At 28.9% G+C, this 12,608-nt stretch carries 11 protein-coding genes; all 11 read right to left on the bottom strand.

The features are described 5' to 3' along the window. Nucleotides 1–24: 24 nt before the first annotated feature. Complete coding sequence (rfbC, locus tag Q4517_RS10640; protein WP_303509030.1) at nt 25–579, bottom strand: dTDP-4-dehydrorhamnose 3,5-epimerase; 555 nt, start codon at nt 577–579, stop codon at nt 25–27. Further along, complete coding sequence (gene rfbA / locus Q4517_RS10635) at nt 579–1,457, bottom strand: glucose-1-phosphate thymidylyltransferase RfbA (protein WP_303509028.1); 879 nt, start codon at nt 1,455–1,457, stop codon at nt 579–581. The genes rfbC and rfbA overlap by 1 nt, the downstream gene beginning before the upstream one ends. Before the next feature lie 322 nt (nt 1,458–1,779). Then, a complete protein-coding gene (gene galE, locus Q4517_RS10630; RefSeq protein WP_303509172.1) occupies nt 1,780–2,781 on the bottom strand; it encodes a UDP-glucose 4-epimerase GalE in 1,002 nt (333 codons plus the stop codon). 110 nt (nt 2,782–2,891) lie between these two features. Next, entirely contained in the window at nt 2,892–3,818 is a 927-nt protein-coding gene (locus Q4517_RS10625) for an MraY family glycosyltransferase (RefSeq protein WP_303509027.1), read from the bottom strand. 298 nt (nt 3,819–4,116) lie between these two features. After that, nucleotides 4,117–5,310 (bottom strand): glycosyltransferase family 4 protein, encoded by a 1,194-nt coding sequence (locus Q4517_RS10620; protein ID WP_303509026.1) that lies wholly within the window; start codon nt 5,308–5,310, stop codon nt 4,117–4,119. 255 nt (nt 5,311–5,565) lie between these two features. After that, nucleotides 5,566–6,630, bottom strand: a complete 1,065-nt coding sequence (wecB, locus tag Q4517_RS10615; RefSeq protein ID WP_303509024.1) for a non-hydrolyzing UDP-N-acetylglucosamine 2-epimerase — start codon at nt 6,628–6,630, stop codon at nt 5,566–5,568. Nucleotide 6,631: 1 nt separating this feature from the next. Beyond that, the gene (locus Q4517_RS10610; protein ID WP_303509022.1) at nt 6,632–7,738 is read right to left on the bottom strand and encodes a glycosyltransferase family 4 protein; all 1,107 of its coding nucleotides are present in this window, start codon (nt 7,736–7,738) and stop codon (nt 6,632–6,634) included. Nucleotides 7,739–8,038: 300 nt separating this feature from the next. After that, complete coding sequence (locus Q4517_RS10605; RefSeq protein WP_303509020.1) at nt 8,039–9,184, bottom strand: glycosyltransferase; 1,146 nt, start codon at nt 9,182–9,184, stop codon at nt 8,039–8,041. A 4-nt stretch (nt 9,185–9,188) separates the two neighbouring features. Continuing rightward, nucleotides 9,189–10,277, bottom strand: a complete 1,089-nt coding sequence (locus Q4517_RS10600; protein ID WP_303509018.1) for an O-antigen ligase family protein — start codon at nt 10,275–10,277, stop codon at nt 9,189–9,191. Beyond that, entirely contained in the window at nt 10,267–11,532 is a 1,266-nt protein-coding gene (locus Q4517_RS10595; protein WP_303509017.1) for a lipopolysaccharide biosynthesis protein, read from the bottom strand. The genes Q4517_RS10600 and Q4517_RS10595 overlap by 11 nt, the downstream gene beginning before the upstream one ends. Then, the gene (locus Q4517_RS10590) at nt 11,522–12,607 is read right to left on the bottom strand and encodes a DegT/DnrJ/EryC1/StrS aminotransferase family protein (protein ID WP_303509015.1); all 1,086 of its coding nucleotides are present in this window, start codon (nt 12,605–12,607) and stop codon (nt 11,522–11,524) included. Before Q4517_RS10590 ends, Q4517_RS10595 begins: the two co-directional genes overlap by 11 nt. Between the last annotated feature and the right edge of the window lies 1 nt (nt 12,608).

Genomic DNA, 12,608 nt, shown 5'->3' with positions numbered 1-12,608 from the left:
TACTATATAAACTTTTCAAATTTACTAATAAATAAATGGAGTTTCTAGCTCTTTAAGAGTTGAAAGTTGTTGGTCTTTTGGAGAAAGTATTGCCTCTTCTGAATTAATTTTCCAATCAATATTCAAAGTAGCATCATTCCATATAATTCCTGAGTCATATTCTGGAGCATACCAGTTATCCACCTTATATGCAAAAACAGCTTCTTTAGATAAGGTTACAAATCCATGTGCAAAACCTCTTGGAATGAATAATTGTTTTTTATTTTCTTCGGATAGCTCTACAGCTATATATTTACCATAAGTAGGTGAATTCTTTCTAACATCAACCACAACATCTAGCACATTCCCTTGAATACAACGTACTAACTTAGCTTGTGCGAAAGGTGGCTTTTGAAAGTGTAAGCCACGTAAAGTCCCATAGATCGATTTCGATTCGTTATCCTGAACAAAACTTATTTGTCCGATGTGTTCTTCAAATTCCTTTTGATTGAAAGATTCAAAGAAATATCCTCTTTGATCTTCAAAAACTTTAGGCTCTATAACTACAACTTCAAGGATATCCGTTTTTGTAAAAATCATTATTTTTCTTTTGCTAAGTTTAATAGATATTGTCCGTAGCTATTTTTTTTCAAAGATTCAGCTAACTTTTTTACTTGCTCTTTATTGATATATCCCATATAGAGCGCTATTTCTTCTATACAGGCTACTTTTAAACCTTGACGCTTTTCAATCGTTTCTATAAACTGACTAGCTTCTAATAAAGAATCGTGTGTTCCTGTATCTAACCAAGCAAAACCACGCCCCATTAACTCAACCTTTAACTGTTCGTATTCTAAATAATGCTGATTTACAGAAGTAATTTCCAACTCTCCTCTTTGTGATGGCTTTACATTTTTAGCTATTTGAATTACATCATTCGGATAAAAATACAAACCAACCACTGCATAATTTGATTTTGGATTTTCTGGTTTTTCAATAATAGAAATTGCATTTCCACTCTCATCAAAATCTACTACTCCGTAACGTTGAGGATCTTTTACATTATATCCAAAAACAGTAGCTTTATTCTCTTTTTTTATATTTTGAATGGCAGCTTGAAGCATTTCTGGCAATCCATGACCATAAAAAATATTATCTCCTAAAATCAAGCAAACATCATCATTCGCTATAAATTCTTCTCCTATTATAAAAGCTTGTGCTAATCCATCAGGTGAAGGTTGTTCTGCATAACTTAAGTGTACTCCTAAATCATTACCGTCACCTAATAATTTTTGAAAACTTGGTACATCATCAGGAGTAGAAATAATCAAAATCTCTCGAATGCCAGCCAGCATTAATACTGATAACGGGTAATAAATCATCGGTTTATCATATACCGGAAGTAACTGCTTTGATACTCCTTTCGTTATTGGATATAATCGTGTTCCTGAACCTCCTGCTAATATGATGCCCTTCATTTAGTACAATTTTGATTTATGAATTATGATTTTATCATTTTTGTAATCTGTTTACCCCATCTATGATACTGCTAATGTATAGAAAAAATAAACTATTAGGGAATGAGGTTCTCAATTTTTAGTTTTTAGTGAGGAATTTGGAGTTCTTAATTATTGATTATACATTATTCATCCTTTCAGTTTAACTACGTTGAGTCAAAAGATTTCTCTTTACAGAAATGATAAACAAAACGTCATTTCGAACTGGGTGATAACAAATGTGGAAAACCTTATTAAAAAGGATAACTCCTCACAACCTTAAGGTTTCACCCTACGGTTTAAATTATGACTGTTTTTGCTGCCATTTCCAAGCGGATAGTAATGCTTCTTCTAATGTTTCTTGAGGCTTCCATTCTAAAACTTCATTAGCTTTAGTTGTATCAGCGTAGGCAGATGTAATATCTCCTTCTCTTCGTGCTGCTATTCTGTAATTTAACGGTTGTTGGGTCACCTTTTCAAAAGCTTTTATAACCTCCATTACAGAACTTCCTTTACCTGTTCCCACATTGAAAAACTCAAAATTCTCTTTATTTTGCTTGTTCAACAAACGTTGTAATGCTTTTACATGCGCTTTTGCTAAATCTACAACATGAATATAATCACGAATAGCAGTACCATCTGATGTTGGGTAATCATCTCCAAAAACAGCTAGTTCTTCTCTAATACCAGCAGCTGTTTGTGTAATAAATGGAATTAAGTTTTGTGGAACACCTAATGGTAACTCTCCTATCTTTATAGACTCATGAGCTCCTATAGGATTAAAATATCGCAAAGCTATGGCATTCATATTATAAGCCTTACAACTATCTTTAATTATTTCTTCTCCTATTTGCTTGGTATTACCATAGGGAGATTTCGCTAGTTTAATAGGTGCTTTTTCTGTAATTGGTAACTTATCTGCTTGTCCATATACTGTACATGACGAACTAAAAATAAAATGATCAACATTCCGATCTTTCATTTCTTGTAACAGATAAACTAAAGCATTGATATTATTCTCGTAATAATCCAATGGCTTTTGAACACTTTCTCCTACAGCCTTAAAAGCAGCAAAATGTATAACTCCTTCTATTTTATTCTCATTAAAAAAGTTATACACTGCTTTTTTATCTCGTAGATCAATTTGATGGAATTCAGGTTTAATTTCAGTAACCTCAGTAATTTGCTCTAATACTTCTATTCTAGAATTTGATAAATCATCGATAATCACTACCTCAAAACCTGAGTTTTGTAACTCCACTACTACATGAGATCCTATAAACCCTAAACCACCTGTTACTAGTATTTTTTGCGTTTATAAGAAATTTTTAATGTGTCTGTTAAAATACAATATGTGAAGATTAATTAAGTTTAGTGTAAAAAGTATCTCTATTGTTGTAAAAGAAGCTTCTTTTTCTATAAAAACACACTTAAAATGGAGTCTGCTACTCTATTTAGAAAATTAGCGTTTTTTTTTAAGTCATTAGACTCATTTTTTTTTAACAAATAAAAAATTGCTAAATAAAAAACCATTGATAATAAAACAAAAAACAATAATAAAATAAAACTATTAAATCTCATTGACAACAAATATATTATCAATGTAATAATCATGTTTATTATAACTATAAAAAGTGTTGTTTTTTTATGAGTAAAACCTCTATCTATAAAAATATGGTGTACATGATTTCTATCTGCTATAAAAAAGCTTTTTTTATTTACAGTTCTAATAATAAAAACCCTTATAGTATCAAGAATAGGGATTGATATTATTGAAGTTATAATTATAGGTAAATTTTCAGGTAAAACTCCTATAGACCCAATTTCTTTTTGATATGATAGTATTTTTAATGCCAATACAGCTATTAGAAAGCCTATAATCATAGAACCGGTATCCCCCATAAATATCTTTTTATTTTCAGATAAGTTATAAGTCAAAAAAGCTAGTAGTGTCCCTACGATAACCATGCATAGAAAGAAATAATAATTTTGTTCTAAAAAGTAAAAAATAACAGCAAAAAATGTAAATATTGTTATTCCAACTGAAGAAGCTAAACCATCAATACCATCAATTAGGTTAAATGAATTTATTATAAAGAAAACTGAAAAATAAACAAAGAATAAATAAACCCAATAATTTAATTGAGTTACCCCCAAAAAACCTCCCAGAGATTCTATCAACAAATTATTATCATATACTAAAAAAGTTATCGCTAATATTTGGGCAATCGATTTTGTAGTAGCTGACAATGCTACTAGGTCGTCTTTCAAACCAATTATAAACAAAACAGTCAAGCTCACCATTAAATTTAAACTTATTATATCTTCATCCCATTTTTTCAAAAAGAAAAAAGATAAAATTATAGTTATAAAAAAAGCGACCCCTCCCAATGTTGGTGTTACTTTTTTATGAGAACTCCTTATATTAGGTTCATCTAGTAGTTTTTTATGAAATACTACTTTAATTATTTTAGGTATAATACAATAGGTTACTAAAAAAGACCCTAACAAAAATACACCCAATAAGCCTAACAACATAATAGCATGGAATTTTAACGCAAAATTAAGAAAGTTACTGGCATTAAAAAATTTATTCTTCTTTTTTTATCTTCTAGTTGATATTAGTACTTTTATTATTCTTTTAAATAGTTATAAAATTTATCATTTTAATAGCTAAATTAGTTCTATTAAAATCTTCTATAAACTTGTCAAACCCTTCTTTTTTAATCTTTTTTTCACTTAAACAATCTAGTTGTTTTAAAAAAGCTATTTTATTTTCAGGTGTAAAAGACACTCCTATTCCATACCTCTCAATAATGTCTTTCGCTTCACCTTCTAGTCCTAATAATATAGGTTTATACATTGCAGCATTTTCAAATATTTTTGAAGGAATAGCTCCTTTAAAAGTGTCTGATTTTTTCAAGTTAACAAGACTTATGTCTGATATTGATATATAATCTCTAATTTTATTTTTAGGTTGCATTCCTATCATAGTAACATTTCTTAACTTCAACTCATTTTTCAATTGAATTAACCTATCCTTTTCCGCTCCTTCACCTATAAATAAGAAATGATAATCTTCAGAAACTTCTTTAATCGACTTTAAAATAAAATCTAAAGCGTGAGCCATTCCATGAGTACCTATATAACTTACTATGATTTTTTTCTCTACACCTAACTCTTTAAGTAATCTTTCTTTTTTAGGAGTTGGATAAAAAAATTCCTTATTTACACCATTTCTTATAACTTCTATTTTCTCTGAATCGATACTATGTTCTTTAACTATATAGTCTTTAATACCATTTGTAACTACTATAATTTTGTGTGCACTTTTATACATTCTTTTTTCTAAAAATTCGAAAAAACGTATTGCTACACCGTCCTTCATCACCCCAACAGTTTTGATAGATTCTGGCCAGATATCTCTTACTTCCATTACCCATTTTTTTCTTTTCCAAAAAGCTAACCATCTTCCTGAAATAGCAGTAAAGAATTGTGGAGAAGTAGCTATAATTATATCTGTCTTTAAAAATATTCCAACAAAGAATGAGCTAATCATAAAACTTAAATAATCAAATACTCTTTTCAAAAACCCTTCATTTGCTGTAATATAAGTCCACACCCTGATTACATTAATTCCTTCAATTTTTTCTTTTTGAAATATTTTATTCTTATATCCTTTGAATACTTTCCCTTTTGGAAAGTTAGGAGCACCAGTTATTACAGTTACATCATACCCTTTTTTAACCCAAACTTTACAGTGTTCAAGTGTTCTGGTGGCTGGAGCATTTAATTCGGGATAGAAATTATCCGTTAAAAACAAAACTCTTTTCATCCTCTTTAAAACATACTATTAATTTGTTCTTAAATTTATTGACTGTAAATAGTATCTCCTTTTATGAAAACATTTACAGTACTCATTGTTTTTTCTCATTCAATATTCTAACTTATTCTCTTATCAAACATCATCTTTACTACAAAAAATAACTAGAAGTTCTATTGAGTTTTTTCTCATTACTCATACTTATAAATTAGTCTTTTGCTGAAAATTTTTTACTCTTTTTTTTGCTAGCTTTATTAATAATAATTTTTAAAACTTTAATAATTCACCTATAATGTTCTCACTTGCTTTACCTCCTCCAAATAAATTTAAAGAGAAATCGATATTCGCATTTTTCATTATTTTGTATCCATTTAAAATAGCTTCTTTGTTTGCCCCTACTAAAATATTCGCATTATTTTCTACTAATTCAGCCCACTCAGTCTCATCTCTCAATGTTACACATGGTTTCTTAAAAAAGAAAGCCTCTTTTTGTAAACCGCCACTATCGGTCATTACTAACTTACAATTATTAATTAACCATACCATTTCCAAATAACCTATTGGATCTATAACTGTAATATTAGTGGATAAATTAATATTATTTTCTTTTAATACTTTCTTTGTTCTAGGGTGTAGGGGTAATATTACTTGGCTTTCTTTCGCTATTATTTCAAGAGCTTCAAATATGCTTCTTAACCTATGTACATCATTTGTATTTTCAGCTCTATGAATAGTGGATAAAATAAAACTTTCTTTAACTTCTATTTTAGGCTTAATAGCTAACTCTTTATAAAATAAAGCTCCATCTTGCATTACATCTCCAGAGTTTACAATCTTACAATTAATATTATCGTATCCTTCTTTTTTTAAATTATGTACTGCGGTGTTGGTAGGGCAAAGTAGTAGATTACTAACTCTATCTGTAAGAATTCTATTTACTTCTTCAGGCATTTTCATATTAAAACTTCGTAAACCTGCTTCTATATGTGCTAATTTTATATGTAATTTACTCGTAACAATAGCCCCTGCAAGTGTCGAATTAGTGTCTCCATAAACTAAAACCCAATCTGGTTGTTCTTTTACAACTATTTCTTCTATTTTTTCAATCATTTGTCCGGTCATGGCTCCATGAGTTTTCCCCCCAATACCTAAAAAGTAATCTGGTTTTGGTATTTTCATTTCGTCAAAGAAAATATCACTCATATTTGTGTCGTAATGCTGACCAGTGTGTATTATTATTTCTTGAATTGTATCGTGTTTTGAAATTTCACGGCTCACACTTCCAGCCTTTATAAATTGAGGTCTAGCACCTAAAATAGTTACTATTTTCATATTATTTCGTTATTTCTTTATAAACTGATATTAATTTTTCTTTTTCTATATTCCAATTATATTTTTCTAAAACCGCTTGTTTACCATTCCTTCCCATTCTTTCCGCTTCTTCAGGGTTCTCAATTATATACATAATAGCTTCTCTAATTTCTTTTGGTTTTAACGGATTTACCAATATACCGCAATTATGGTTTTCTACAATCTTTTTCCACAAAGGAATGTTGGAAGAAATTACGGGAATACCTGCTAGCATATACTCAAACATTTTTACGGGTAATGCGTCTTGATAGTTTATGGTTGGGTATAGTGTTACTAAACCAGCTTTAGATCTTGATAAAATATTTTGAACTTCATTTCTATTCACGAAACCATGCTCATTTACTGAACTCCATCCTTTTTTTTGTTCTAAACACTCTTTAAGATTATCTTCAACATAATTACCAGCTAGATTAAGCCTTACAATACTTTTAACATTAAAAGCCTCTACAGCTTCCTTTATCCCTCGAATTGTTGAAATCCCCCCTATATAGCAAACTTCATCCTTTTTATCTTTCCAAAGGGTAGTAGTATTCAACTCTTGAATAATTGGAAAGTTATTTACATCTATTGTATTTTTATTAATTTTTAAAAACTTGTCTCTAATAAAAGGGCTAGCTGCAATAATATAATCAATTTTTTTTGTCGCATACTTTTCATATTTTGCCACCAACTTTGAAATTATTTTTAATAAAAACTTATTTAAGTAGGGTTTTGATAGTAACTGCTTTGGTAAATCTTCATGGGCATCAAAAATAACTTTTTTATGTAACTTTTTTAATTTTATTCCTATAGGCATTAATTCAGGGTCGTGCAAATGATACACATCTGCATTTAGTTCTTTTGCTTTTTTAAAAACGTTTTGAGTCGTTTTGGTAAAGCGTTTAAACCTGCCTTGTAGTTTCCCTACATCATAAAATTTTATTCCTTCTTTAACTTCATCTCCTAAGCCATCAGCAACTACGATTGAAACATCATAACCCGCTTGCTGAAGACTTTTACATTGCTTTACGAAAATTCTAACATCATTTCTAGCATGTACTGAAGTTAAATGAACTACTCTTTTTTTCATTATATTTTGCTTTTTTAAACCTCCTTATGTTTCTATAAAATTTTGTTCTAAATAAGATGTATTCTATATGTCTTTGACCAACTTATCCTTGAAGTTTCAAATTTATTGACTTATTCTTTTGATATAAGTTTTTCCCTCTATTAATGAGCCTCAAATATATGATATTGTTTCATTATATTATTATAAACAACTTGAGTTACACTGGTAACTTTATTACATATCGTTATCATTTCACAAGCAACTTTAACTAGCTAAAATTTACAACTTTTATTATATAATATTTAAGCTTCACTTGACATTTTACCTTTCAAAAAACACAACATTATTTAAAATATTATTAAGTTTATTAGCTATCACTTTCTCAGAAAAATTATCTTCTACAAAGTTACTAATCTCATTATTGTCATAAGCTCTTAAATTATTATATACTTTATACATTGCTGCAGATAGCTCGTCTATATTACTTTTAACTAACTCTCCTAAACTTTTGTTGGTTATTATTGACTCTGGGCCTCCACATTTTGTTGAAATAACAGGTAATCCGCAAGCCATTGCCTCTATTAATACGACCCCAAAAGTTTCATAAATGCTTGATAATACAAAAACATCTGATTTTTGTAACTCATATATAACTTTGTCTCTGTTCGATTTACCAAATAAGATAATTTTATCTTCTACATTCAACTTAATAATTAAGTTTTGTAAATTATTATATTCAGGACCTGCTCCTAATATGTGTAGCTTTACTTTTTCTTCTCTAAAAGTTTTTGCAAAAGCCTTAATTAAAAGCTCTTGATTTTTATTTTTAAGAAGGTTTGCTACATTAATAAAGATAATTTCTTTTTTAGTTTTCTCTGGTTTACGAAAAAAAAAATCCTGATTCACAATGTTTGGAATATAAGTAAACTCTAAAGCAAAAATATCTTTCAAAACAGCGCAAAACTGTTTACTTACAGCAATTCTACAACTAGCATGTTTATAAATATTTCTATATTCTACGATTTCTTTCTTAGAAACTAAATTCCTGACATAAGCAGAAGAATGCTCTGTAATAATATATGGAATCTGTTTTTTTTCATACATATTGAAAGCTGATTTTCCTGCTATACTATTATGTACGTGAATTACATCTATTGGTTTATGCTTGTGAGATTTATTTAACAAAAAGTTATTTATAACATTTCTAAAAAAACTATTAATTTTTTTTAGTTTTGGAACTGAAGGGTATAAAAGAAGGTGTACAGTTACATTATTTTTAACATACTTAACATTTCCAAAATATATCTTTTTTCTCTTAAAGACTTGTTTTAATGATATAGGAACTGCTCCAACAACCCTTACATCAAGACCTAAATTACTCATTGCCTCGGCTTGATCTTGTATAAAAATAGCTGAAATATCACTATAAATATTTGGATAATTATATGGCAATACAACAATATTCATAAGTTTATGTGTTTATAAGCTTTCTTAAAGAAAACATTAAAATAAAAGACATCCAGCATATAGAAAAACCTAAAAATAAGCTTGTTTCAAAAAAACCATGAGCTAACAAACTTAATAAGCTTACAAAAATTAAATTATCATTTTTTTTGGCTTCATAAAGTATATAAAATATTAACAAAATTAAAAACACAGTTGCAAGCCAACCATATGCTACAATAAAATTCACATAACTACTATGTAAGCTCAACGATTCTCCATAAAGCTCTACAGTTGTTACATTAACTCCATTACCAAAAAAAAATGTTAAAATATTATTTTGCATGTTGTTTAATGCTTCAGTCCAAAATTCGACTCGGTAACTGGAACCTCCAGTTGTTATTTTATGTATAAGACGCTCAAAAACATCTGCGTAAAGTCTAATCACTTGAATACTCAATATTATTAATATTGGTGTTAATAATATTAACTTCTTTCTATAGTAAAACGTTAAAATTATAAACACCCCTAACATTGCAGCTCGTGATTGTGTGAGGATAATAGAGACGGTTAACAAAAATAACATAATATGGTTTAACTTAGTAGATCTTTGCAAACTCGTAATAATGGCTGATAAACACAATAATATCATACCTGTTTGATTCTGATTTTGGAAAGGTCCAGCAAGTACATAAAATATGTGACTAGGAATTACTTGTAACCCCATTAAATAGAAATAATAAATGATAAATAAAAAAAGAAATACAATAAAAGATATATAATTATATAACTTTCTAATATCTATTCTTTTTATATTTATAAACAATAACATAAAACTTAAAGTTGATAGCCCGAAAGTTATATATCCACCTTTTTCTATATACACACTATTTAACAATACTGACAGTATCATAAAAGTAAGTAAAGGTAAAAGTAACTTTACTTTTTTTGAAAAATTAGTAAAATTAATAAGAAGTATTACCAAGGTTAAAATACCTGAGTTAAATACTGTAGAGCTATAAAATGTTTGTAACAAAGACTCTCTACAGATAATTAAAGTAATTATTAAAGTAATTATTAATTCTATTGGAAACCTTAATGATATTTTATTTACCATAAACAGGCTTTTGATTTATTTTACTGGTAATTAAAACCATAGCTACAAAAATTAAAAGCATTATGCTCATTGAAATTGATAATCCTTGAATTGCTAGTAAAAAATCAGTTCTGAACCCCCATATAACAATAAAAGGCACCAACATATAAAAAACAGCATACAATAATAAAAGGCCTTGTTTTTCAACTACAATAAAAAAAGTAGAAATTGGAGAAGTAATTAGGTTTAAAAAGAGCCAAGGGCTTAAATAACTAGCTACTTTACCAGCAATTCCCCAACTTTCACCAAAAATAAATAAAAAAATGATTGGTGCAAAAAAGTAAAGAACTGTAAAGGGAATAATTCCTAATAAAAAGGATCTAACAACACTTTTTTTAAGAAAAGAATAATGCTCATACTTTTCCAATACTGATAATCGCTGAAAACACACCTGTGACAAAGCTCCATTAATTAACCCTAGAGGAGATTGTAGGACTCGCCATGCAAGAGCAAACTGACCTAAAAACATGCTTGAAAACAACCTAGCTATCATTATATTTATTCCATTTACTCTTATCGCGTCTACCACTGCATTAGGGCCATTCAATAATGGCATTTTTTGGTACTTCTTTAACAAGAATTTATCATTATTAGCAACATTATTAAATTCATTTTTTGTTCTTTTAAAAAGGTAGTAAAGTCCCATTATCTGCCCCACTAAAACTCCAAAAATCATTCCTGTTACTCCTCCCGACATAGGAAAAACTCCAAAAAGAACTTGAAAAAAACTACTTCCGCCACTTTGGTATACTTTTGCTTTACTTATTAATTTATATTTTTTTTTTCTATTTAAATAGTAACGAATCACTTCTATTTGAGCTAGAACAAAGATACTTACACCCGCTATAAAAAAATATTTCTCAATTCCACTACCATTAATTTGCTCTACAATAGTCTTACTAAAATAAACTAAGAAAAATGTGGCTATAATTGAAACTATCGATATTATCTTCCTACTTAACTTCACTAATTGTTTAGCTTCTTCATCTTTTTTGGGCAATACAATAGCCATATTATATCTTAAAGAGCCTATGGTTAATATCCCCATAACTATTGAAGAATATAAGGAAAATAATCCAAAGTCTTTATCTGAATATAAACGTGTTAATATAGGGCTTATTAATATAGGCAAAGCTTGAGCCAAAGCCGTGCCCGTCATTAACGTAAGTACATTTTTTGAAAAATCGGACTTTAGAAAAAATTTCTTAAAGTTCATTAGAAATATACTTTATTTCTTCTTCTGTTAAATAAGGATTCATTGGCAAGCTTAAAATTTCTTTTGAAACAAGTTCAGAAACAGGAAAGTCACCTTCATTATATCCTAAATATTCAAAACATTCCTGTAAATGCAATGGCATTGGGTAATGAACAGCTGTAGGAATTCCATTTTCTTTTAACTTTACTTGTAACTCTTCTCTGTTTTTAACTCTAATTGAATATTGCGCCCATGCTGAAGTACAATTCTCTTCAACAAAAGGTTTTACAACATCTAAGTTATCAATTGTTTTAGTATAGTTATTTGCTACTTCTTGCCTTAACTTTAAATCTTTTGTATAATGCTTCAACTTTACATTTAAAACAGCTGCTTGAAGAGTGTCCAACCTACCTCCTATTCCAATGTGTTTATGATGATACCTTTTAGACTGACCATGTAGTCGTAATGACTTCATTCTTTCTGCCAACTTACTATCATTAGTAAATACAGCCCCTCCATCTCCAAAACACCCTAAAGGTTTTGCGGGAAAAAAAGAAGTTGTTGAAATATCTCCTAAATTACTATCTGTTTGACCATTATATCTTGAACCAAATGATTGCGCACCATCTATTATTACTTTTAAACCATGTTTATCCGCTATTTTTTGAATAACGTCCATATCTGCTGGTTGTCCATACAAAGAAACAGGCATAATAGCCTTTGTTTTTGTGGTAATTGCTTCTTCTATCTTTAAAGAATCAATATTATATGTTGTCTCATCAATATCAACAAACACTGGTTTGATACCTAAAAAAGCAATTGTTTCAGCAGTAGCTACAAAAGTAAAAGGTGTTGTTATGATTTCTTCTCCTGGTTTAATATTTAAGCTCATCATTGCTAACAATAAAGCATCTGTTCCAGAAGAACACGATATCGCATGTTTAACCCCAGTAAACTCCTCTAAAGATTTTTCTAACTCAGAAACCTCTTCACCCATTATATAATTAGATTTATTCAATACGGCTTGTATTGAAGTGTCTATTTCTTTTTTATATAATTGATACTGATATTGAAGTTTTGCAAAATCTATTTTCATT

Source organism: Tenacibaculum sp. 1_MG-2023 (assembly GCF_030547425.1).
In the GTDB taxonomy this organism is placed as follows: Bacteria; Bacteroidota; Bacteroidia; order Flavobacteriales; family Flavobacteriaceae; genus Polaribacter.
The sequence above is the reverse complement of the archived record's forward strand: the minus strand, read 5'-3'. Positions and strand labels throughout refer to the sequence as shown.

Excerpts from the sequence above, each read along its gene's own strand:
- Q4517_RS10620 (WP_303509026.1), bottom strand. The coding sequence starts at position 5,310 with ATGAAAAGAGTTTTGTTTTTAACGGATAATTTCTATCCCGAATTAAAT.
- Q4517_RS10600 (WP_303509018.1), bottom strand. The coding sequence starts at position 10,277 with ATGGTAAATAAAATATCATTAAGGTTTCCAATAGAATTAATAATTACT.
- rfbC (WP_303509030.1), bottom strand. The coding sequence starts at position 579 with ATGATTTTTACAAAAACGGATATCCTTGAAGTTGTAGTTATAGAGCCT.
- Q4517_RS10610 (WP_303509022.1), bottom strand. The coding sequence starts at position 7,738 with ATGAAAAAAAGAGTAGTTCATTTAACTTCAGTACATGCTAGAAATGAT.
- Q4517_RS10595 (WP_303509017.1), bottom strand. The coding sequence starts at position 11,532 with ATGAACTTTAAGAAATTTTTTCTAAAGTCCGATTTTTCAAAAAATGTA.
- Q4517_RS10590 (WP_303509015.1), bottom strand. The coding sequence starts at position 12,607 with ATGAAAATAGATTTTGCAAAACTTCAATATCAGTATCAATTATATAAA.
- rfbA (WP_303509028.1), bottom strand. The coding sequence starts at position 1,457 with ATGAAGGGCATCATATTAGCAGGAGGTTCAGGAACACGATTATATCCA.
- Q4517_RS10605 (WP_303509020.1), bottom strand. The coding sequence starts at position 9,184 with ATGAATATTGTTGTATTGCCATATAATTATCCAAATATTTATAGTGAT.
- wecB (WP_303509024.1), bottom strand. The coding sequence starts at position 6,630 with ATGAAAATAGTAACTATTTTAGGTGCTAGACCTCAATTTATAAAGGCT.